This window comes from Streptomyces sp. NBC_01116, from assembly GCF_041435495.1.
Classification (GTDB): domain Bacteria; phylum Actinomycetota; class Actinomycetes; order Streptomycetales; family Streptomycetaceae; genus Streptomyces.
Genome location: NZ_CP108644.1, coordinates 7,698,842 through 7,720,871 on the forward strand (window position 1 = coordinate 7,698,842; position 22,030 = coordinate 7,720,871).

A 22,030-nucleotide genomic window follows, 5' to 3' on the forward strand; every position below is an offset into this window, starting at 1 on the left:
CCTCACTTCACGTCGATGCGGACGGCGCCGGTGCTCGTGTCGCCCTTGTCGTCGGTGACCGTCAGACGCGCGGTGTAGGCGCCCTTGCGGTCATAGGTGTGCGTCGCCGTCGCGCCCTCGGGCCCGGACGGCTTCACGTTGTCGCCGAAGTCCCAGTGGTACGAGGCGATCGTGCGGCCCTGAGCGGGTCTGACCGTGCTGCTCAGCGACACGGCGAGCGGAGCGGTCCCGGAGGCGGGCCCGGCCTTCACCGTCACCGTGGTACCGCCCTTCCTCTCCACGCCCGGGCCGTTGAAGTGCAGCCAGTCGACCGAGAGCAGATCGGCCTTGCCGGGAGCCCAGTCCGGGTTGGTGAAGACGGCGTACAGCGTGGTCGTGCCGCCCGGGTTCCTGAGCTTCGTCGTCGGAGAGACCAGCTTCTCGTAGCCGCCGGTGTCCGGGATCTTCACCGAGCCCAGCAGTGCGCCGGTGGGGGAGCCGGACCGGAACTCCACCGTGCCGCCGAGCCCGCCGGAGGACGCGCCGACCGTCACGGATTCGACGCCCTTGAGGTTCACCGGGTCGAAGGCGATCCAGTCGCCGTCCTCGATCTCGATCAGCCGCTTCCCGCCGGACGCGTCGGCCCGACTGCCGATGTCCGCACCGCCGTTCGCACCGCCCGTCGTCGTCCGGTGCTCGGCCTCACGGAAGGAGGTGCGCAGGGTCAGCGAGGTGGAGCCGGTCAGCGCCGGGGCGTCGGGAGCGCCCTTGTCCTCGTACTGTGCGGTGATCCCGTAGTAGAGGTTCTGCCCCGGCCCGTGGCTGTCCCCGGCGTCCGTGACGATTTCGCCCGTGCAGCCGGTGTAGTTGTCCAGCGGGTGCAGATGCGTGTCATGGCCGAGCTGCGACTGCACGACGACCCGCGAGCAGTCGATCGGACCGCTCCGGCTGTCCTCCTTGTCGGTCACCTTCACCGTGAACGGGATCGTGTCCCCGAAGCCGAACATGCCTCCGTCCGGAGGCTGTTGGATTCTCACCTCGGGCCTGGTGTTGCCCACCGTGATGTCCTGCACCGCCAGCGCCGTCAGTTCGTCGGGGCCGGTCACGGTCAGCCGCGCGGTGTGCAGCCCCTTGGCGGTGTACGTGTGCGAGGGATCGGCCTCCGTCGAGTCCGTGGTGCCGTCGCCGTCGAAGTCCCAGGCGTAGCCGACCGGTTGCCCGCCGGGCAGGCCCGAGCCCTCGCTGGAGAACTTCACGGTCAGCGGGTCCGTTCCGCTGTCCCGGTCGACGGAGATCTTGGCGTCGGGCAGCCGTCCGTCGCCGACGTAGTCGATCCGGTAGATGCCCGCGCCCTCGTTGCTGCCGCCCCGGCCGGTGCCGCTGCCGAGGCCGAAGTCGATGACGTACATCGCTCCGTCGGGACCGAAGTCCGCGTCGAAGGGCTGGTTCCACTCCATGTCCTCGAAGACGCCGTTGATCGACTGGAGGTCACCCGCCTTCACGGAGTCGAACCGGGGATCGGTGAAGGTCTGGTCCTCTCTCTGGAACGAGAACGTCTTGAACCAGCGCCGGGTCAGCTCGTAGGTGAACGCCTTCCCCTCGAAGTACTCGGGGAATTTGGTGCGGTAGGTGTTGTCCGGGTCGTAGTCGTAGACCGGGCCGCCCATCGGGCCGCCCCCGCCGGTGCCCACCTCCGGGAACTCGGCCGAGGCGGAGTAGGCGTACCAGACCGTGGCGGGCTGGGCCGGCGGCAGCTCCCGCAGGCCGGTGTTGTTCGGCGAGTCGTTGACCAGCGCCGAGCAGTCGAACTTCGGCCCGGACGTCTTCGTCGCGAAGTCGTAGTCGTTGAAAGGGGTGTTGTTCCCGACGCAGTACGGCCAGCCGAAGTTCCCCGCCTCGGTGATACGGGTGTACTCGACCGTGCCCTCCGGACCCCGGTCCGGCTTCGCCGCGCGGGCGTCGGGGCCGTAGTCCGCGACCATCAGGGCTCCGCTCAGCGGATCGGTGGTGATCCGGAACGGATTGCGCATACCCATCGCGTAGATCTCGGACCGGGTCCTCTCCGTACCCGGGGCGAAGAGGTTCCCCTCGGGGACGGAGTACGTTCCGTCGTCCTCGGGCGTGATCCGCAGGATCTTGCCGCGCAGATCATTGGTGTTGCCCGCGGTCATCTGCGCGTCCCAGGCGCGGCGGCCCTCGCCCTCGTCGATCGGGGTGAAACCGTCCGAGGCGAACGGGTCGGTGTTGTCGCCGGTCGCCGCGTACAGGTTGCCGTCCTTGTCGAAGGCGAGCGAACCGGCCATGTGCGAGTTGGCCCGGCCCTCACCGCGCAGCGTCGGCACGGTCAGCAGCCGCTTCTCGGACGCCGGGTCGACGGTGGTGCCGTCCACGGTGAAACGGGACAGGTTCAGCCGCTTCTCGACCTTGTCGGAGTACAGCAGATAGAGCCAGTTGTTCTCCGCGAAGCCGGGATCGAGCGTCAGCCCCAGCAGCCCGTCCGACTGGCTGGTCATCTCCGGGGTGTACGCGAAGTCCAGCGCGGTGGAGACCTTCATCGTCTCCTGGTCGATCACCTTCAGCTTCCCGGTCCGCTGGGCGAAGAACACCCGGCGGTCGGGAGCGACGGCCAGCTCGAACGGGTCGGCCAGATCACTCGTGGCGAGCGGGGTCCGCTGGAAGGAACCGGTGCGCGTCGCGGTGCAGTCGCCCTCCGCCGCTCCGGCCGCCCACTGGATGCCGCCGAGGAGGTGTTTGACGAACCCCTCCTCCCGGAAGGACGCCTCGTCGTGCCCGCCCGCCGTGAACCACGAGCGGCCCCCGTCGTAGTTCTGGCACCAGGAGAACGGGTGGTCCACGCCCTCGTCGAGCCCGTCGATCCCGTCACGCACCTTGATCTGGGCGAGTGTGTGCACCTTGGACGTGGGGTTGGCGCGCCAGTTGTACCACTCCTCCTGGCGCTCCCAGAGGTCGGGAAGGTGCTTCGTCGAGGGGTGCGTGCGGTCGAGGACCTTGACCCGGCCGGTCTGCGGGGCGGGGTGCTTGTCGAAGATCGCGCCGACCAGCCCTTCGTACCATTCCCAGTCGCGTTCGCTGGCGGACGCGGAGTGCAGGCCGACCCAGCCGCCGCCCGCACGGACGTACCGCTGGAGTGCGGCCCGCTCCTCCGGGTCGAGCAGGTCACCCGTCTCCGGGGTGGAGTTGGTGTTGTTGAAGACGACGGCCTGGAACCGGCCGAGGTCGGCGTCGTTGAAGACCGAGGAGTCGGCGGTGGCCTCCACCTCGAAGTCGTGCTCGGCTCCGAGCTTCCGGACCGCCTCGATCCCGGCCGGGATCGAGGCGTGGTCGGAGTTGGTGACCTCGGAGTAGACCAGCACCCGGTACGAAGCGGCCGCCTGCGCGCCGGTCGGCGACGCCACCAGCAGGGCGAGGACCAGGGCCAGGAGCGAGGTGACGGCGATGAGGGGGGAGGGGCCGCCGGGGGATCGGCCGACGCGGCCGGCCCGGCGTAACGAACGGCGTCTCATGGGGCGCTCCCTGTGCGGTAGATGCCGACGAAGGGGATAGAAAGCGCTTTCTGGAGTGCGCCGTTCAGAGTAGGTTCCGCTCTCCGGCGGGGTCAATGGGTCTGCGGGGCCCAGCGCGCCGGGCGGGGCGCGAGGCCCGGTCGCGCGTGGATGTCGGTGCGGGGCGTTACGGTCGAATCCCGGCGAGAAGCCGCCGGGGGCACCTCGAAACGGAGGCCCGGGATGACCGCCGACGCCGCGATCACCGCCGCCGATGTCCGCTCGGCCGCGCTGTCCCTGCCCGACACCACGGAGAAGCCCGCCTGGGGGCAGCCCACCTTCCGGGTCGCGGGCAAGATCTTCGCCTCGCTGGGCGACGACGAGACGGCGATGGGCGTGAAGTGCCCCCGGGAGGCCCGTGCCGAGCTGATCGCCGCCGAGCCGGAGAAGTTCTTCATCCGTGAGGGGCACGACGACCACTACGCCTGGATGCGTGTCCGGCTGTCCGCCCTGGAGGACGCGGGCGAGCTGGCCGCCATCCTCGCCGACTCCTGGCGGCAGGTCGCCCCGCGCCGGCTGGCGGCGGCGCATCCGGAGCTGGGCGTGTCGGAGGAGGGCGCGGCGGCGGAGCAGGGCGACGGGTGAGCGGGGAGGGCCGCGGGGAGAGCGGGGTCAGCGTGACGGGTGAGCGGGGAGTGGGGTCGGGGCGGCGCGTGACGGGTCGAGGGCGGCCGGGGCGCGCGGAGGTGCGGTCCCGTGATCAGGGGCGCAGGAATCCGGTGATCCGCTTCCGCAGTCCCCGCGGGTCCAGGCCGTGCGCCGCGAGGTGCTCCTCCAGCTGCCCGTACCGGCGCAGCTCCGCGCGGCCCACGCCCAGCCCGAGCACCCGGTGGGGCAGGTCGATCAGCGCTTCGCCCGCCGCCGCGGCGGAGGTGCCCGCCAGATACGGCTCCACGAGCACCACATCCGCGCTCGTGGCCGCACCGGCGGCCCGGCGCACCCCCGCCGCGTCGAACGGCCGCACGGTCGTCGCGTACAGCACGGTGACGTCGAGTCCCTCGGTGGCGGCGAGGACGTTGTCGAGCATGGGGCCGACCGCGATCACGATCCCGCGCCGCCCTTCGCGCACCACGGTGAACCCGGTCTTGCCGCTCACCGGCCGTGCCTCCCGGTTCGCCTGGAGGGAGAGGCGTACGTACACGCGGTCGTCGCCGGCGACCGACTCCCGCAGCAGGGCCTCGGCCTCGTCCGGATGACCCGGTACGTGCACGGTCCAGCCGTCGAGGGTGTCCAGGAGGGCGACGTCACCGGGCGCCATGTGCGTGAAGCCGCCGGCCGGCCAGTCGTAGGAGCCGCCGGCGCTCACCAGGATCCCGCCGACCCCCTGGTGCCCGAAGTCCAGCTTGACCTGCTCGAACGGTCGCTCGACCAGGAAGCTGGCGAAGGTGTGCACGATCGGCCGCATTCCCGTCAGCGCCATCCCCGCGCCGGCCCCGACCAGCAGCTGCTCCCGGATTCCGACGTTGATCACCCGGTCGGGGTGGGCGCGCCGGGCCGGGGCGAAGCCGTCGGCGCTGATGTCGGCGAGGACGACGGCCAGCCGGGGCTCCTCGTCGAGGAGCCGCGAGGTGGTGGTGATGAATCGGTCACGCATGGTGTCCATGAAGGGGTCCCTCCCGGGGGTTCCGGTGTGCGGAGCGGTGGTCGCGCGGTGGTGGTCGTACGGGGGTGGCCGCGGGGTCAGCTCTTGGGTTCGACGCGGGCGACGACGGCCAGCGGTCTGCCCGGGTGGGGCGCGGTGAACGCCGCGTACAGGGCTTCGTGGTCGCGGCCGTCCACGGTCACCGCCGCCCATCCGGCGGACGCGAAGCGGGAGGCGATGCCGCCGGGCCAGCCGTGGGTGGCGGACGCGTTGTCGATCACCAGCGTGTGGAGCTGTTCGAGCCCGGCCGGGCCCGCGTGGGCGATGGCCTCGTGATTGCTGCCCTCGTCCAGCTCGGCGTCGCCGATGAGAACCCAGACCCGGGGATCGGTGAGGCCCTGGGCGCGCAGCCCCAGCACGGTTCCGACGGCGAGCGGCAGCCCGTGTCCCAAGGAGCCGCTGCCGATCTCCGCCCCCGGCACCAGCAGCCGGTCCGGGTGGTGGCCGAGGGGCGAGTCGTACGCTCCGAAGCCGGGCAGCAGGTCCTCGCCGAAGAAGCCGTGTGCGGCGAGGACGGCGTAGTAGGCCATCGGCCCGTGTCCCTTGGACAGCAGGAAGCGGTCCCGCCCGGGGTCGTCGACCGTGTCCGGTGTGACTCGGAGCACCCTGTCGTAGAGCACCCACAGGGCGTCGAGCGTGGAATGGGCGGCGGGAGCGTGCTTCTCGGCGCCGGTCATCAGGGCGATCAGGCGGTCGAGGTCACGGAATTCGCGGAGGCCGCGTGCCGGCGCGGCGGTCGTGTTCGTCATGGCACCGAGCGTCCAACATCAAGCACGGTTGAGGTCAAGCCCGGAATGGTGTTGGTGACCACCTGCTGGAGTGCGGTATTGTTCTCATGCACGTTCAGCCAGGGGAAACCCCAGGTCAGACGGGCAGCGGGACGTGGCGCAGCTTGGTAGCGCACTTGACTGGGGGTCAAGGGGTCGCAGGTTCAAATCCTGTCGTCCCGACTGGAGACAGTCGTGGATCAGGGCCGGTTTCGGAGCAATCCGAAACCGGCCCTTGGTCGTTTCCGGGGATCGTTTCAGGAACCGGTCGGCACCGGCTGAGGTCGTCCGGCGCCCTTGAACGGGCAGCGGGTCATGGCGATGGGGCTCCGCAGTGACCGGGGTGCGTCGCCCAGCACGTCGAAGTGGGTCGGGCGCGCGCGTCAGTGCCCGGCGTCGGCGTGGCTGTCCCGGTCATGCCCCGGATTCTTCGTCGGGCAGGTACTCGGCGAGCGTCACGGGCAGGCACTCGGCGAGCAGGTCGACGACGTCGCGCCAGGCTCGCTGCGCGTGCCGTGGGTGGTGGCCGACGCCGGGGACCGCAGGATGGTCGACCGGCGGGTGGTGGAAGGCGTGCAGAGCGCCGCCGTAGACCGTGAGGCGCCAGTCGACGCCCGCCGCCTGCATCTCGGCGGCGAAGGCGTCCCGTTGCGCGGGCGGCACGATCGGGTCCTCCGACCCGACCCCGGCCCACACCGGGCAGCGAATGCGCGCCGCCTCGCCCGGCCGGCCGGTGGTAAGTGCGTTGAGCGTCCCGATCGCGCGCAGGTCGACGCCGTCGCGACCGAGTTCCAGCCCGATGGCGCCCCCGGTGCCGTAGCCGACGGCGGCGATCCGGTCGGGGTCGGTCCGCGGTTCGGTGCGCAGCACGTCGAGCGCCGCATGGCCGATGTCCCGCATCCGGTCGGGATCAGCGAGCAGCGGCAGGCAACGGGCCAGCATCTCCTCGGGGTCGTCCAGATAGCGCCCGCCGTGAAGGTCGAAGGCCAGTGCCACGTATCCCCGTTCGGCGAGAGCGTCGGCCCGGCGGCGCTCGACGTCGCTGAGCCCCGTGCCCTCCGGCCCGAGCAGCACCGCGGGCCGGCGGTCGACACCGGCCGGGAGTGCGAGGTGCCCGATCATCGTCAATCCATCGGCCGGATACGCGACCGTACGTGTGCTGATCGTCGTCATGGGACCGGACTGTAGTGATCGCCGAGCCCGGTCCGGCCGGTGTTCTGCGGTTGGCAGAACAGCGCGGGTATCCCTCACGGGTGGAGGTTGCGGCCGGGGCACGCGACGTATGCCGTCAGGGCGCTTGCGGGCCGGGCGTGCCGATGCGCTCGGCCGGGTGGGTGCTGGTCCGGGGGCGGTGGTCGGTGCCGAGGCCGGCGGTGATGGTCAGGATGGTCGCCGGTCCCGCCATGTCGACCGCGTGCCAGGCCCCGGCCGGATTGACCGTGGCCTCGCCCGGCCGGAGCGCGACGCGGTCGGGGACCCCGTCCACGTCGCGGGTGACCGTCACCGACCCGCTGAGGCAGACGACCAGTTCGTCGCCTGCGGGGTGGCGCTCCCAGTGGCCGCCGGGGCCCTCGCCGTCGAAGATCGTCACCATCCGGCCTTCGGCGCCGTCCGCCGCGACCGCGGCGCTGTAGGCCTGGAGCACCTCCGGGTCCCAGGCGAAGCCCTCGACGGGTTTCGCTCTCGATCCCAGCCCGAGGTGCACGGGGGTGGTCCGCAGGTCGATGGCGTTGCGTTCGTGGTCGACGAGTCTCATGCCGACATCGTCACAGGACGGCGATCGGGTGGTCTTGAAGGAAAGGGAACGGAAGCCGGCGCGAACGGGCAGCGGTCGGCGGCTACCCGGTCCCGAGGAGTACTTCGCCACGACGCCAGGCCGTAGGCGATCGGCCCGTGAACTCGCCCCAGTCCCGCACGAGATGGGCCTGGTCGGCGTAGCCGGACAGGGCCGCCACATCGGCCCACGGGAGCGGGGTGTGCGCCGTCGCCAGTTCGTGCGCGTACTCGAAGCGCAGAACCCGGGCGAAGGTCCTCGGCGACAGGCCCACCTCGTCCCGGAACCGCTCGGTGAGGTACCGACGGCTCCAGCCCAGTTCCGCGGCGACCGCCGAGACCCGGACGCGGCCCCGCGCGGCGACGAGGCTGCGCCAGGCCTCGGCGACCTCGGGGCGTACCCGGGGGAGGCGCTCGCCGCCCGCGCCGCGGCCGACGGCTCGCAGGAGCAACTCGTCCAGCGCGGCGAACCGCGCGGCCCAGGTCGTCGCCGCTCGGAGTCGGTCGACCAGCTCGACACCGAGAGCTCCGAGAAGCTCGTCGAGCGGGACCAGTCGGTCGGCGAGTGCGGAGGCGGGCATACCGTAGACGGCGCGAGCCCCGAGCGGTGTCAGCGACACCTGCACGCCCTGCCGGCGTCCGTCGTGGTGGATCGCGACGGACCGGGACATCAGACCGCCGGCCACACCGCCGAATCGAGTGACCGGCGCCCCGCCGTCCACACCCGCCGCCACCTCCAGGGGGTCGGACAGGCTGATGACCGCGGTGAGCACGCGCCCCGGCGGACCGCAGTGCACCCCCGCGGGGAACCCGCGAAGGTCGAAACCGATGTACGAGCCCACGTACCGCCGCAAGGCAGGCGCCGGACGTGCATCGACCCTGGTAGCCCTATGGTCTTCCACCCTCATCAGTGTACGAACCGGCGGTCGGAACATCGATACGGCTGCCGACGGGGGGCGCCGGTGGGGGCCGCCCCGCGGTAGGTGTCCAACGGCGTCACCGACGGCCTCTGCCGGGTCCCGGTCCCGTCAACTGCTGTGCCGTCCGGTCCGGTTCACGGTGGAGGCCGGTGCGCGTCAACAGGGTGATACACCGCCGGCGGGTTCGATCGGCTGCCGCCGATGCGCTGTACTGACACCGTTGCAATACGTCGTCCGATGGATGACAATTCTGATGTCATCGATCTGCTGACAAGGTGGGGGAGGTGCCCGTGAACGCAGCAGAACCGCCGTCCGCGGCCATGGCCGGCGCCCACAGCCCGGCGTCCTTCATCGCCGCGGCGGCGGCCCTTGCAGCCATGGACGACGCTCTGCGCGGCGCGCAGCGCGAGTCCCCCGATGTCGTGGGTCCCGGCCCCGAGCAGGCGCTGGCCTCCCTGATGCTGCTGCGGCAGGTGCGCGAGCATCTCGCCGCCTGGGAGACCGGCCTGATCGAAACCGCTCGCGACGCGGGCGCCAGTTGGGCCGACCTCGCCCGCCCTCTCGGTGTCGCCAGCCGCCAGGCCGCCGAGCGCCGCTACCTGCGCGGTCGCCCCGGCGCCGCCGGAGCCACCGGCGAGCAGCGCGTGGCGGCGGCCCGCCAGGCAAGAGCAGCCGATCGCGCCACCGCTGACTGGGCCCGCGCCAACGCCGCCGACCTGCGCCGTCTCGCCGGGCAGATCACCGCGCTCGCCCACCTCGCGCCCGACGCGCGCCCAGCGCAGACCGCCCTGCACGCTGCTCTCGGCGCCGCCGACGCCGCCGAACTCATCGCCCCCCTGGAGGGCATGCGCCCCTACCTCGATGCCCGCCACACCGGTCTCGTCGAATCGCTGGATGCTCTCGACGCCCGGCGCGCGACCACAGCCGCCGGCGATGACTGACTCCCACTCGCCAGAGGCACACCATGCAGGTGCGGTCCGTCTCGTGCCGAACACGCCGATGACGGGTCAACGATCCGTCCCGGTCCGACCCCGACTCCACGTCCATTCATGACGTTCCCACAGAAAGAGATCCACATGAGCAGCAGTGTCGAGACGCTGGAATTCCAGGCGGAGACCCGCCAGTTGCTCCGGCTGGTGATCCACTCGATCTACTCGAACAAGGACATCTTCCTGCGCGAGCTGATCTCCAACGCCTCGGACGCCCTGGACAAGCTGCGGCTGGAATCGCTGACCGACTCCTCTCTCGCCGGGACCGATCCGGCCGACGCCGACCTGCACATCTCACTGGAGGTCGATGCGGAAGCCCGCACCTTGACCGTCCGTGACAACGGGATCGGCATGACCCGCGACGACCTGGTGGAGCTGATCGGCACGATCGCCAAGTCCGGCACCGCCGGCCTGCTGGAGAAGATCAAGGAGTCCAAGGACGCCGCCACCGCGGAGAATCTGATCGGGCAGTTCGGCGTCGGCTTCTACTCGGCCTTCATGGTCGCCGACAAGGTCACCCTGCGCACCCGGCGGGCCGGCACCGACACCGGCACCCGGTGGGAGTCCGACGGCGAGGGCACCTACGCCATCCAGGCCGTCGACACACTCCCCGTGGGCACCTCGGTCACCCTGCACCTGAAGCCCGCCGACAACGAGGACGGACGCGCCGACTACCTGTCCGAGCCGAAGATCCGTCAGATCGTCAAGCAGTACTCGGACTTCATCCGCTGGCCCATCCGCATGGCCACCGAGCGCACCGCCGCTGATGGCACCACCACCCGCGAGACCGACACGCTCAACTCGATGAAGGCCCTGTGGGCCCGGCCTCGCACCGAGGTGACCGAGGACGAGTACAACGAGTTCTACCAGCAGATCAGCCACGACTGGCTGCCCCCGGCCGAGACGATCCACATGCGCGCCGAAGGCACCTTCGAGTACGAGGCGCTGCTGTTCGTCCCCTCGCAGGCGCCCTTCGACCTGTTCTCCCGTGAGACCAAGCCCGGCGTGCAGCTGTACGTCAAGCGGGTGTTCATCATGGACGACTGCGAAGCGCTCATGCCCAACTACCTGCGCTTCGTCAAGGGTGTCGTGGACGCCCATGACCTGTCGCTGAACGTCTCGCGCGAGATTCTCCAGCACGACCGCCAGATTCACGGCGTGCGCCGACGCCTGGTCAAGAAGGTCCTCGGCGCTCTCAAGGACATGCAGTCCAAGGACGCCGAGCGCTACGCGAAGGTGTGGGAGCAGTTCGGCAGGGCCCTGAAGGAAGGCCTGGTCGAAGACACGGACAACACCGAGGCCCTGCTTCAGCTCGTGTCGGCAGCCTCCACCCACGACCCCGACAGGACCACCACCCTGCGCGAGTACGTCGAGCGGATGAAGGACGGCCAGGACACCATCTACTACCTGACCGGCGAGAGCCGCGCGATGGTGGAGAACTCCCCGCACATGGAAGCCGTCGCCGCGAACGGCTACGAGGTCCTGATCCTCACCGACCCCGTCGACGAGGTGTGGGTCGACCGGGTCACGGCCTTCGACGGCCACCCGCTGCAGTCCATCGCCAAGGGCCAGGTCGACCTCGGCGAGTCCACCGACGGCGAGAAGGAAGCCGACGCCGCCAAGGCCCAGCGCGAGGAGGACTTCGCCGCCCTGCTGCCCTGGCTGACCACCGCCCTGTCCGAACAGGTCAAGCAGGTCCGCCTGTCATCACGTCTGACCACCTCGGCAGCCTGCATCGTCGGCGACGCCCACGACGTGACGCCGACCTTGGAGAAGATGTACCGGGCCATGGGCCAGCAGATGCCCACCGTCAAGAGGATCCTGGAACTCAACCCCGCACACCCGCTGATCACCGCCCTGCGCACAGCACACAACGCGAACGCCGACGACCCCGTACTCCCGGAGGTCGCCGAGCTGGTCTACGGCAGCGCACTGCTCGCCGAGGGAGGCGACCTGCCCGACCCGGCCCGCTTCACCCGACTGCTCGCCGACCGCCTGGCCCGCACCCTGTAGCCACAGGCGCGGACCGGCACAGATGAGCCGCCTGCGTCGGCGCCCCGGACGGGCACGGACGCAGGCGGCTGAGTGCCAGTGGGGCATGGCACGGTAACGACCACGACCCCCACCGCACATGCGTGTCCATCCCGGAGAGTGCGATCTTCGGCGGTGCTCACATTCGAGGTCGAATCCTGACCGAAGACCGAAGACCGAAGACCGAAGACCGAAGACCGAAGACCGAAGACCGAAGACCGAAGACCGAAGACCGAAGACCGAAGACCGCAGACCGGAGACCGGCGTCGAAGTCCAATCAAGCAGCGGTTACTGACCTTGCTCGCGAAGCGTCGCCGTGGGGGTTCGCGCAGTGCGGTGCCGAGCGAGGCACCTGTCGACGGCGCCATGTCGATGATGGAGGCGGGCGGCCTCGCTCTCCGCCCGTAATCTTGAGGCGGTCCCCACTTCATCAGGCTGATGCGAAGCCAAGGGGGGGGGCTGACCTGTCAGGAGCGGAAGCGGGCCTGAGCAGACTGAGCAGAAGGCGAACGAGGAGCCGCGGTGACACTGACACTCTCTATCGACGTCGCCCGCTGGCGGGAGCACCAGCAAGCGGTCGTGCGGCAGTTCCCAGGGCTCGTGCCGGTCTGCAAGGGCAATGGCTACGGCCTGGGACAGCTCCGGATCGCGCAGGAGGCGAAACGGCTCGGCGCGGGTGTCATCGCCGTGGGCACCGTCCGGGAAGCCGCGGAGATTCAGCACGTCTTCGACGGGGACATCATGGTCCTGACGCCCGGTCCCGCTCCCGATGGTGTGGTGCTGCCGTCGCACCGGGTCCTGACAACCGTTGCCACGGTGACGGCGGCTCGCGAACTGGCGGGTGCCCGTACCGTCGTCAAGCTCCGGTCCGCCATGCGGCGTCACGGGATCACCGAGCAGGATCTGCCCGCTCTGCGCGGAGCGATGAAGCACCTGCGGTGCGAAGGCTTCTCCCTCCACTTTCCCATCAACCGTCCTCGGCCGTACCGGCCCGAGACCGAGGCCGCCGACTGGGTCGACCGACTGGAAGCGGCTGGGCTGCCGGTGCGCACCTTGTTCGTCTCCCATCTCTCGGCGGACGAACTGTCCTGGCTGCGCCACCGCCACCCGGGCACGGACTTCCGCCTGCGCACCGGGACACGGTTGTGGCTGGGCGGCCGAGATGTCACCGAGTACCGTTCCACGGTCCTCGAAGTGAGGCCCGTGGCCGCCGGAGAACGCTTCGGCACGGCACAGGAGAGGGCCGGGTCGAAGGGGCACCTGGTCGTCGTCGCCGGTGGTACGTCGCACGGCATCGGGCTGCGGGCCCCTCAGGTCCTGCGCGGGCTGCGACCACGTCTCCGGCACCTCGCCGGCGCCATTCGCGCGGCCACCGACCGGCATCTCTCCCCGTTCGTCCACGCGGGAGAGAGGCGCCCGTTCGCCGAACCGCCGCACCCGCACGAGTCGGTCCTCTTCCTGCCCGACGACCTGTCGCCGCCCGTATCGGGCGACACCCTGCTGGCACAGGTGCGCTACACAACAACCCGAGCCGACCGCATCGTCGAACGCACCCCCTGATACGCACCACAGGCCGCGGCACACCACACCCGCGTCGGTCACCCGGGCGTGGTTGTACGCGCGTGTCCCGCCCGCGGAGTTCTCACGAGGTTGCGGACGCGAGGAGGGCCTGGCCGGCCGGGGTGAGGGTGTGGCGGGCGCGTTTGCGCGACGCTCGGAGCGCCCGACCGCGTCCGCTCCGGCTCCGTAGTGAAGAGGGCGGCAGGGGACCTGTACGTCGGCTGCTGATCCCCCGATCGACAGAGGGGTGCTGGGCCTCGCAGTTTCACGGGGGTATCGGTGAGGCCCGGGGCCGACCGCGCCTTTCGGCGCGGTCGGCTTCGGCCGGCCAAGGGGCAGGTTCACATCCTGTCGTCAGCGAGCCCGTCCGCACCCGAGCCGCGTGCGACGCCCGGGTCACAGCTGGTGGCGGACTCCGGCCTCCTGCTGGGCCTCGGTGAGCTGTTCGCGCAGATTGCCCTCGATGGACTCGCGTGCCTTGCCGCGGCGGAAGAGCGGCAGCACGGTGCGTTGTTTGCCGTCCTCGACGAGCAGGGCGAGTCCGCCGTAGAGCGCGAAGACGCCGATGCCGAGGCCGGTCCAGCCCGCCGCGATCTGAAAAGCGTTCCCGAGGCCCGCCTCGTACAGGCCGGTGAGGGCGAAACGCGCCGCGGTGAGGGTGAGCAGGACGGCGAACAGTGGCTTGGACTGCGCCGCGGCCCCGGCGAGCGCGAGCACGAACGGGACGAGCGCCAGGAGGAAGACGGCCTGGGCCACCACCGGCTTCCCGGGCGCGGAGTCCAGTGACGTCACGCTCGTACCCGCCCAGGCGGCACCGAGCAGCAGCAGCGCCGTGCCGGCCCCGGCGTCGCGGGCCAGGAAGGCGAAGATCCCGCCGACGAGCTGGAGCGGCACCACGAAGATCAGGACGAGGAGCAGAAGGATGCTGCTCTGCGCGGCCGGTACCCAGCCGAGTTGGAGGGAGGACAGGACGGTGCTCCCCATGCCGAGGGCGAAGAAGCCCAGCGGCAGCGGGCTGGCGATCGGGCGCAGCACGATACGTGTCACCGCGTCGGTCGTCAGCGGTTCTTCTGGGCCGTTCGGGCCGGAGTTCTGGGGCACCGGGCAAGCGTACGAGCTTGTGGCCGGTTCCGTTTCCCCCGGGCGGGTGTCGGGGCCGCTTCGGCGCGGGAGGCCGGGGGCGGAACGGCGAGATTCTCGGCGCCCTCGGGCCGTCGGCGGGCACGACAGGGGCCTTCTGGGGTCAGGGCCGCGGGGGCGATGCGGAGGGGGTCCGAACGCATTGTCACTGGGGCCGTTTAGAGTCTCTCCCACTCGTCACGGTGCGTTGCCGTCGACGGGTCTCATCAGCGTGCCACCGGTTCGGCGGCCGTTCGGAAAACAGGGGAGAACAGCGCATGGGGTGGGTGTCGGCCGGCGACTACGAAGTCGCTCTGGAGTCGGGCAAGGTGGTCTGCCGCAACGGGAAGGGGCGGCGGCTGAAGTCCGTTCCGGCCAAGTTGAAGGACGACCCGGCGGTCGTCGGCCTTCGGCAGTTGACCGAGTGGCTGGAACGGCACGAACGCCGGTGCCTGAGCGACGTCGAGCAGTGGATGGTGCGTTCGCTGCCCGTTCCCACCGCCGTGCTCGCCCGGGTCTGGCCCGACCCGGCGTGGCAGGCGGCCCTGCGGGACGTGGTCGTCACCGGTGCCGGCGGCGGGGTCGCGGGGTTCCTGCGCGATGTCGATTCCGAGCGCGGTCTCGGCCTCGTCGACCTGGACGGTGACACGGTCCGCATCACACCCGAGGTGGTCAGCGTGCCCCACCCCGTCCTCCTCGACGACCTCGACGAGCTGCGGGAGTTCGCGGTCGAACTGGGGGTGGGCCAGAACGTGGAGCAGCTGTTCCGCGAGGTGTGGCACCGCCCGCCGGGCCTCGCCCCGGAGACCACTTCCGTGGATACCTACGCAGGCGGCGTGTTCAAGGAACTGCGCTTCCTGCACGGCCGCGTCACTCAGCTCGGGTACCGGTCGCGCGGGGGATACGCGGTCTGCCCGGTGGTCGAGGACGGCGCCACCGCCGAGGCGCGCATCTGGATCGGCGAGCACGACGGATACGACGCGTACGGCACCGAGACGGGCTCCCTGGGCTGGACCGATCCGTCGGGGCGTGCGCTGATGGTTGCCGAGGTCGGCCCCGTGGCGTGGTCGGAGGGCATGCGGATGGCGGCGGCGCTCTACGCCGGCCGCGACGTCGAGGACGAGGAGCGGGCGGCATGAGCATGACGACGACGGGCACGAACGCGCATACGACGACGGGCACGGACGCGACGACGATGAGCACAGGCGCGAACACGACGGCAGCGGACGCGGCGGTCCTTCCCGGCCAGGTCCGGAACGAGAGCACTTCCGGCCCCGCGGCCGAGGCCCGCGCGGCGGCCCTGCTGGACGCGGGCGCGATCCTCCCGGCCGGCACCACCGACCGGGACGACGCCGACGCGCTGACCGCCCGCACCTACACGCACACCGCTCTCGGCGACCGCCCCGTGATCCGGCTCGTGCCCGGCACGCTCGGCGAAGCCGAGGACCTGGCCCTGGAGTTCCTCGGGCTGGCCCGGACCGCCGAGGCCCCCGTCGTGGGACAGGTGCGCCGCGAGACGCTGGGCTTCCCGGCCTGGGCGCTGGTCAACGACCCGGCCAACGGGCACCACGCCCTTGCCCTGGTCAAGGACATCGAGCGGCTGGGCCGGCAGGCCAAGGGCCGTGCCGGAGCGGCCAAGGAGGGCTTCGACGCACTCGGCGACCGGCTCGGCCGGGCCGTGCCCCACTTCCTTCCCACCTACTACGAGCAGGTGGCACGCCTCTTCCTCCAGGCGGAGAACCCCACCTACGCCGCCTCCTTCTTCGGCAAGGCCCGCGAAGCCGAGCGGGTGCACGGGCTGGTCGTGGACGAGGAGCGGCAGCGGGCCGTCTTCCTGGAGTTCGCCCTCGTCGGCGCGCTGACCGTCAAGGCGCTCCGGCAGTACGTGCGCGACCTGGTGGCGCGGCTCGCCCCGGCGGACGCCTGGGCGCAGTTCCGCCGTCTGCTGGTCGAGCGCTGCGCGGCCGGCATGCAGCCGTACGCGGCGCTGCCGCAGGACGTGCGCGCGCTGGTCAAGGCCGCCGGGCTGGACCGCGAGACCGCCGAACGCGAGCTGGTCGCCGACCTGATCGGCTCGCCGGGAGTCGTCCGCGCCCCCGCCTCGTTCTGGGAGACCTACCGCTCCTCGCTCGTCGACCTCGCGCGCCGGGACGCGGTCGTGAGGGCCCGGCTCCTCGGCTTCTTCCCGGAGACCTTCGGCGAGAGCGGCCGGGACGCGGACGGCGAACAGGCCTGGCTCGCCGTGCTGGCCGAGTCCGGCGCGGACGAGTTGCTGACCGCCCTCCCGGACACCTCCGGCGACCCGGCTTCCGCCACCGCCGCCGACTCCGCCGCCCCCGCCACGCCGTCCGTCTCCCCGGCGGACTGGCTCGCCCGCTGGGAGGCACACCGCGGGCGCAGCCGGGTCACCTCGGGCCGCTGCCCGGGGACCCTCGGCCTGGTCGCCCGGATGGCGGACCGGCTGCGCGCCGACGGGCACCCCGTCGAACTGTTCCAGGGCCGCTGGCAGCGCACCGCCGACCCGGACCTTCTCGACCTCTGCCTCGCCTCCGGCATCCCCGTCGCCGAGCCGGACGAGCAGGACGCGGGGGCCGCGCGGTCCCTCGGATTCCCGATCGGCCCCTGGCTCACCGACACCACGCCCGGCGCGCGCGATCTCACCGCCGTCGCCGAACACCCGGTCTTCCGTGCCCTGCTGAGCCGGAGCGTCGGGAGCCTCGGCGAAGGACACCACCAGCGGCTGAGCGACGCCGGCCTGGCGAAGGTCGCGGCGCACCCGGTGCTCTCCGTCATCCTGCGGGAGTGGCTGACCGCCCGCGCCGAGGAGTACACGGCCGCGCGCGGGCTCCCCGGGCTGCGCGCCGCCCTCAACCGGCTCTCGTCGTTCCGTTCCGTGGTCGCGGACGTGGCTCCGGAAGCCGTACGACTCCTGGAGAGCCACGACGTCGTGCCGCTGCTCGCCTCCACCCTGCGTACCGGCGTCCTCGATGAACTGGGCTGGCCCGCGCTCGACGAGACCTACGCCGAACTGGCCGCCGAGGCCGCGGCCGCAGGGCGTCGGCGACACAACCGGCGGGAGACCGCCGGCGTCACCGGCGCCTGGCCCGCACTGATCCTGAACACCCTCGAACGGGCCGTCGTCATCGGCCCGGAAGGCGTCCTGCTGCGGCACACCCTGCGGCTGCCCGCCACCGTCGACCACTGGCGGACGATCGCCCTGCGGTACGTCGACGGGGAGTTGCTGGTCATCTGGTGGGAGGACGGCAAGCAGCGCGGCTACTGGTCGCACCGCCCCGCCGAGGTCTTCACCGTGGGCGGCGAGCAGCTCCCCCGCTGGGGCGGCTCCGGCCCCTCGGACGAGGTCTGCCTGCCGCTGCCCGGTGGCGGCCGCGCCACGGGCGGCAAGGCCCTGCACGCGGGCGACACTTCCCTCCCACCGCAGCGCGCCGTCATCTCCGACGGCACCGGCTACTGGCGCGAGGGCCACCAGGGCACGCAGCGGGTGTGGCTGGAGTACGACCCGGCCGGCGGCGCGCACGGCCGCGCGTCCCTTCCCGCCTTCCTCCGCTCCGGAGTGCGCGACGGCGCCCGACTGCTCGCCGAGCACTGCCAGGTGCTGCCCCTCCAGCCCGGCCTGGAGACCACCCCGTTCGGCACGGACGGCACGGTCCTCGGCCGCTGGGTCCGCCGCACCGTCACCGAGACCGGCACGGCCGCACCCGCCGACGGGCACCGGATCGTCGCCGGCACCCCCGACGGCCACACGGTCACCCTGCCGCACCCGCTGCCCGGCGGCGGCTCCCCGGTGCCGCTCGGTGCCCTCACTCTTCCCGGCGGGTCGCGTCCGGTCGCGATCCTGAACCACCGCTCCGTGGAAGCGCACCCGGCGGACACCGACGGCACGGGCGGCCGCCTGTGGTCCGTCACCACCGACTCCTCCGGCGGCAACGACGCGGCGGGCACCCCCTACGTGCCTCCCGTCTCCTACTGGCACGCCCTGCGCCCGAGGGACGAGCGGGGCTCCATGGCCCTGCGGAATCTGACGGACGCCCGGACGGAGGAGCTGTTCACCGAGGTCGCCGCCGCGGTCACCCGGCACCTGGAGGCGTTCCAGGCCGTCGAGGAGTACACCGGACCCTCCTCGCGGGAGCTGACGGAGGAGGCCGCCGCACGGGTGTTGCCCGAGGTCTCCGACGCCCGGCTCCTCGCGGGCATCACCGCCCTCGTCCGGAACGCGGTGGACCGGGCTGTCGCGGCCGCCCTCTTTCTGGAACCGCCCGAGCCCGTGCGGCCGGCCACACCCCGGGACACCGCGCGCACCAAGGGCATGTTCTTCGACCACGAGCCCGAGCACGGCGACGACACGACCCTGCGGGACGCCTCCGCCTGGGGCTCCGAGCGGATGCACGGCAGTTGGTGGGCAGGCGGGAACCGGTGGACGGTGATCCGCCAGATCCTCGCCGTCAACCATGTCCTCGGTGGTGAGCCGGCCTTCGGCCCGCCCACGCCGTCGAAGGTCCCGTTCACCCCCGTGGACGGCTGGCAGCGCGACGAGTACACCGTGCCCTGCGACGCCCTCACGTGGACCTCCGTCCTCGACAAGCTGCCCGAGCTGGCCTACCGGGCCGCGTCGGCGACCACCTCTCCCGAACACCGCACGGGGCTCCTCGTCCTGCTGGAAGCCCTCGCCGAGGGCCCCTTGGCCGACCCTGCGGGCACGGTCAGGCTGGTGGACCTCGTCGAACCGCTCGGCGGAGTGGCTCCCGGGCGCGGACGTCCCGAGGCCGTGCACCGCCTCGGCCAGGTGCTCCGCAAGGGTGCCCGGACGGTCGTGATCCTGGCCGACCGCGGCCGGAACACCCGGGACGACGCGGCCTGCTGGCTCGCCCTGGACCACGATCCGACCGGTGCCTTCGGTCCCGTCCCCGGCTTCACCCTGGACCGTGAGCGCGTTCACCGGCAGGGCATCGCCCGCGACCGGCTCACCCGGCTCACCGCCCTGGTACGGGAGCAGGGCCCCGCGCCCTGGCGGCCGGAGGCCGCCGAGGCTTTTCACACGGCCACCGGAATCGGTCCCCTCCAGTCCGCCGCCCTGCTGTCGGCAGCGCTCCAGGAGCCCGGCGCCGAGGCGCTCACGCTGCTCGGAGCGAAGACGCGTGCCTTCGAGGAGGCGCAGGCGAGGCTGGACGCCCTGCCCCGTGACGACCGGCACGCCCTGCTCCGGGCGCTGCTGCCCGAGGACCCGGCCGAGCTGTGGTCCTCGGGCCCCGACGTCCGGGCCGCCGCCGAGGTCTGGCAGCAGCGCCTGGCCTCCCTCGTGCGCGTCCCCGAGGAACTGGACCTCGACCTCTCGGGCACCAGCTCGGGCGCCGTCGACCTGGTCCTCAACGCTGCCTCCCGGACCTGGCTCGCCCATGGCACCGCCGTCCAGGACGGCACCGGTCGCCCGGGCCCGCGCGTGGCGGGCGCACGGGGTACGGTCGCCTCCGCCCTGACCGCTCTGTCCACCCTCGCCTACGCGCTGCCGTACGGGCACCCCCTGCGGGCGCACCTGCCCGTCGGGCTCGCGGCCCTGCGCGGCCGTCTCGCCGACCCGGACCTGGTGCTGGACCTCGGTCTGCACTGGACCGAGTCGGGAGGCCCGATCGGCGCCACGGTCCGCGCCGCCCACGGGCTCCCCGAGTCCGGCGGCGCCGAAGCCGACGGGCTGGTCCGGGCAGGCACGGCGCTGCTCCTCGCCCCCGGTTACGGCAACAACGAGAAGCTGCTGATCCGCCCGGCGGGCCTGGCAGGCCCCGACGACCCGGCGTTCGGCCTGGTCGAGGGCACCGTCGCCCGTCACGGCACCGGCGATCTGCTCGCCCTGCGCGCCCTGCTGGGCGAGGAGGCCGACGCGTTGGCCTCCTCGGGCGCCCCCGACGGCGCCCCGCACCACCCGGCCCAGGACCCGACGCGGACGGTGCCGGAGCTGGTGGCCGAGGCAGCCGACGCCCTCGACCTGGGCGCGGACGCCGCAGCCCTCTATCTGATGCTGCTCGCGCTGCCCGATCCCACGGACCGGAACTGTGCCCGCTGGACCGGGTGGAAGCCCGCACGGATCAAGAAGGCCCGGGCGGAACTCGCCGCCACCGACCTCGTCGTGGAGGCGAAGCGCTCCCGCGCGGGCCGCACCCTGTTCCTCCCCTGCGGCTGGCTGGAACGAGGCACCCCCGGACTGCCGCTGGAGACCTGGAAGGAACGCCTGTACCCCGTGGCAGGGTCCGCCCGGACCCTGCCCCACCTCCCGGTGTCCGCGCTGTTCGCAGCCGCCTGGGCACGGGTCCGCGGCGGCGACGCCCCCGCCTTCGAAGAACTGGACACCCGCGCAACCCGGAAGGGCCGCCGCCGATGACGAACGACACCACGACCACCACGGACAGCACGAGTACGGACAGCGCGAGTGCGGACAGCACAAGTACGGGGAGCACGAGTATCGACAGCACCAGCACGGACAGCACCGCCACGGGCGGTGTGCCGGGCCGGGCGACGGCGCCCGGCAGGGAGCACCGCCAGATCACCCTCCCCGAGGACCGGTACGCCACCGAGCTGGCCTTCCTCGCCGCCCACGACCCCGGGCCCCGCCCGCCCGGCTGGCTGCTCACCCCGCGCGCCGTCGTCACCTTCGTGACGGGCAGCGCGGGCGAGGCACTGGGCCTGCCCAAGGGCGCCAGGCCCGGAGCCGGGGTACCACGCCGCCTCGTGATCGAGCAGAAGTTCGTCGGCGAACGCGCCCTGGTCGAACGGTGCGTGGTCACCCTCGCCGGGGAGCGCGGACTCCTCCTCGTCGGAGAACCCGGCACCGCCAAGTCGATGCTCTCCGAACTGCTCTCGGCGGCCGTCTGCGGGACCAGCGCGCTCACCGTGCAGGGGACCGCGGGTACCACCGAGGACCAGCTCAAGTACGGCTGGAACTACGCGTTGCTGCTCGCCCAGGGACCCACCGAGCAGGCCATGGTGCCCTCTCCGGTACTCGCCGCCATGACCCGGGGTGCCGTCGCCCGCGTCGAGGAGGTCACCCGCTGTCTGCCGGAGGTCCAGGACGCTCTCGTGTCGCTGCTCTCCGAGCGGCGGATCGCGGTTCCCGAACTCGCGGGAGGCGAGGGCGCCCAGGTGCACGCGGCGCCCGGGTTCACGCTCATCGCCACCGCCAACCTGCGGGACAAGGGCGTCTCGGAGATGTCCGCAGCGCTGAAGCGGCGCTTCAACTTCGAGACCGTGGGCCCCATCGGGGACGTGGACGCCGAGACCGCTCTCGTACGGCGCCAGTCGCGGGCAGCCGTCGAGCGGGTGGGCGCCGCCTACCAGGTGGACGACGCGGTGCTCGAAGCCCTGGTCACCGCCTTCCGGGACCTGCGCGAGGGCCGTTCCGCGGAGGGCTGGGAGGTCGAGCGACCCTCCACGGTGATGAGCACGGCGGAGGCGGTCTCCGTCGCGGGCTCCCTGGGCCTGGCCGCCGCCTACTTCCCCGGCGACCGGGACGTGCTCTCCCTCCTGCCCGGCCATCTGCTCGGCGTCGTCCGCAAGGACGATCCCGCCGACGCGGCACGGCTGCTGGGGTACTGGGACGGGCCGGTACGCAGGCGTGCCGAGCAGGGAGCGGCCACCTGGCGTGCCCTGTGGGACCTGCGCGCGGTGCTGGAGAACTGAC

The 22,030-nt window shown here is 72.1% G+C and carries 14 protein-coding genes and 1 tRNA gene; 8 read left to right on the forward strand and 7 right to left on the reverse strand.

The window, feature by feature from the left end:
• Positions 1-2 precede the first annotated feature (2 nt).
• On the reverse strand, positions 3-3,503 hold the full coding sequence (locus tag OG245_RS33795) for a ThuA domain-containing protein (protein WP_371627139.1): 3,501 nt from the start codon (positions 3,501-3,503) through the stop codon (positions 3-5).
• A 222-nt stretch (positions 3,504-3,725) separates the two neighbouring features.
• On the opposite strand from OG245_RS33795, the gene OG245_RS33800 reads away from it, so the two are divergent.
• The gene (locus OG245_RS33800; protein ID WP_371627140.1) at positions 3,726-4,127 is read left to right on the forward strand and encodes an MmcQ/YjbR family DNA-binding protein; all 402 of its coding nucleotides are present in this window, start codon (positions 3,726-3,728) and stop codon (positions 4,125-4,127) included.
• Positions 4,128-4,242: 115 nt separating this feature from the next.
• Here the strand turns inward: OG245_RS33800 and OG245_RS33805 are convergent, their stop codons facing one another.
• Together OG245_RS33805 and OG245_RS33810 are read right to left on the reverse strand one after the other, a co-directional pair.
• Positions 4,243-5,145 carry a transketolase family protein gene (locus OG245_RS33805; protein ID WP_371627141.1) on the reverse strand — a complete coding sequence of 301 codons (903 nt, stop codon included), beginning with the start codon at positions 5,143-5,145 and terminating at the stop codon, positions 4,243-4,245.
• Between the two features lie 77 nt (positions 5,146-5,222).
• Entirely contained in the window at positions 5,223-5,933 is a 711-nt protein-coding gene (locus OG245_RS33810; RefSeq protein WP_371627142.1) for a transketolase, read from the reverse strand.
• Positions 5,934-6,060: 127 nt separating this feature from the next.
• Here OG245_RS33810 and OG245_RS33815 point away from each other — a divergent pair.
• Positions 6,061-6,134: transfer RNA gene (locus OG245_RS33815), tRNA-Pro, on the forward strand.
• Positions 6,135-6,365: 231 nt separating this feature from the next.
• Here OG245_RS33815 and OG245_RS33820 read toward each other — a convergent pair.
• From OG245_RS33820 to OG245_RS33830, 3 genes are all read right to left on the reverse strand, one after another.
• Positions 6,366-7,124, reverse strand: a complete 759-nt coding sequence (locus OG245_RS33820; RefSeq protein WP_371627143.1) for a dienelactone hydrolase family protein — start codon at positions 7,122-7,124, stop codon at positions 6,366-6,368.
• A gap of 115 nt (positions 7,125-7,239) precedes the next feature.
• On the reverse strand, positions 7,240-7,707 hold the full coding sequence (locus OG245_RS33825) for a cupin domain-containing protein (RefSeq protein ID WP_371627144.1): 468 nt from the start codon (positions 7,705-7,707) through the stop codon (positions 7,240-7,242).
• Between the two features lie 82 nt (positions 7,708-7,789).
• Positions 7,790-8,659, reverse strand: a complete 870-nt coding sequence (locus OG245_RS33830; RefSeq protein ID WP_371627145.1) for a helix-turn-helix domain-containing protein — start codon at positions 8,657-8,659, stop codon at positions 7,790-7,792.
• Positions 8,660-8,934: 275 nt separating this feature from the next.
• On the opposite strand from OG245_RS33830, the gene OG245_RS33835 reads away from it, so the two are divergent.
• From OG245_RS33835 to OG245_RS33845, 3 genes are all read left to right on the forward strand, one after another.
• Positions 8,935-9,585 carry a type III effector protein gene (locus OG245_RS33835; protein ID WP_371627146.1) on the forward strand — a complete coding sequence of 217 codons (651 nt, stop codon included), beginning with the start codon at positions 8,935-8,937 and terminating at the stop codon, positions 9,583-9,585.
• Positions 9,586-9,720: 135 nt separating this feature from the next.
• Positions 9,721-11,646: a molecular chaperone HtpG gene (gene htpG / locus OG245_RS33840; RefSeq protein ID WP_371627147.1), complete on the forward strand. Its 1,926-nt coding sequence runs from the start codon at positions 9,721-9,723 to the stop codon at positions 11,644-11,646.
• Between the two features lie 540 nt (positions 11,647-12,186).
• Positions 12,187-13,224, forward strand: a complete 1,038-nt coding sequence (locus OG245_RS33845) for an alanine racemase (protein ID WP_371627148.1) — start codon at positions 12,187-12,189, stop codon at positions 13,222-13,224.
• Positions 13,225-13,620: 396 nt separating this feature from the next.
• On the opposite strand, the gene OG245_RS33850 is transcribed toward OG245_RS33845, so the two are convergent.
• Positions 13,621-14,325, reverse strand: a complete 705-nt coding sequence (locus OG245_RS33850; protein ID WP_371627149.1) for a GPR1/FUN34/YaaH family transporter — start codon at positions 14,323-14,325, stop codon at positions 13,621-13,623.
• A 296-nt stretch (positions 14,326-14,621) separates the two neighbouring features.
• Between OG245_RS33850 and OG245_RS33855 the strand changes: the two genes are divergently transcribed.
• From OG245_RS33855 to OG245_RS33865, 3 genes are read left to right on the forward strand one after another with little or no spacing between them, the layout of a single operon-like run.
• Entirely contained in the window at positions 14,622-15,482 is an 861-nt protein-coding gene (locus OG245_RS33855; protein ID WP_371627150.1) for a DUF4132 domain-containing protein, read from the forward strand.
• Positions 15,479-20,734 carry a hypothetical protein gene (locus OG245_RS33860; RefSeq protein WP_371627151.1) on the forward strand — a complete coding sequence of 1,752 codons (5,256 nt, stop codon included), beginning with the start codon at positions 15,479-15,481 and terminating at the stop codon, positions 20,732-20,734. Before OG245_RS33855 ends, OG245_RS33860 begins: the two co-directional genes overlap by 4 nt.
• Positions 20,731-22,029, forward strand: coding sequence for an AAA family ATPase (locus OG245_RS33865; protein ID WP_371627152.1), 1,299 nt, complete (start codon positions 20,731-20,733; stop codon positions 22,027-22,029). Before OG245_RS33860 ends, OG245_RS33865 begins: the two co-directional genes overlap by 4 nt.
• The last annotated feature ends 1 nt before the right edge of the window (position 22,030 follow it).

Excerpts from the sequence above, each read along its gene's own strand:
- OG245_RS33795 (WP_371627139.1), bottom strand. The coding sequence starts at position 3,503 with ATGAGACGCCGTTCGTTACGCCGGGCCGGCCGCGTCGGCCGATCCCCC.
- OG245_RS33855 (WP_371627150.1), top strand. The coding sequence starts at position 14,622 with ATGGGGTGGGTGTCGGCCGGCGACTACGAAGTCGCTCTGGAGTCGGGC.
- htpG (WP_371627147.1), top strand. The coding sequence starts at position 9,721 with ATGAGCAGCAGTGTCGAGACGCTGGAATTCCAGGCGGAGACCCGCCAG.
- OG245_RS33825 (WP_371627144.1), bottom strand. The coding sequence starts at position 7,707 with ATGAGACTCGTCGACCACGAACGCAACGCCATCGACCTGCGGACCACC.
- OG245_RS33800 (WP_371627140.1), top strand. The coding sequence starts at position 3,726 with ATGACCGCCGACGCCGCGATCACCGCCGCCGATGTCCGCTCGGCCGCG.
- OG245_RS33830 (WP_371627145.1), bottom strand. The coding sequence starts at position 8,659 with ATGTTCCGACCGCCGGTTCGTACACTGATGAGGGTGGAAGACCATAGG.
- OG245_RS33860 (WP_371627151.1), top strand. The coding sequence starts at position 15,479 with ATGAGCATGACGACGACGGGCACGAACGCGCATACGACGACGGGCACG.
- OG245_RS33810 (WP_371627142.1), bottom strand. The coding sequence starts at position 5,933 with ATGACGAACACGACCGCCGCGCCGGCACGCGGCCTCCGCGAATTCCGT.
- OG245_RS33820 (WP_371627143.1), bottom strand. The coding sequence starts at position 7,124 with ATGACGACGATCAGCACACGTACGGTCGCGTATCCGGCCGATGGATTG.
- OG245_RS33865 (WP_371627152.1), top strand. The coding sequence starts at position 20,731 with ATGACGAACGACACCACGACCACCACGGACAGCACGAGTACGGACAGC.
- OG245_RS33805 (WP_371627141.1), bottom strand. The coding sequence starts at position 5,145 with ATGGACACCATGCGTGACCGATTCATCACCACCACCTCGCGGCTCCTC.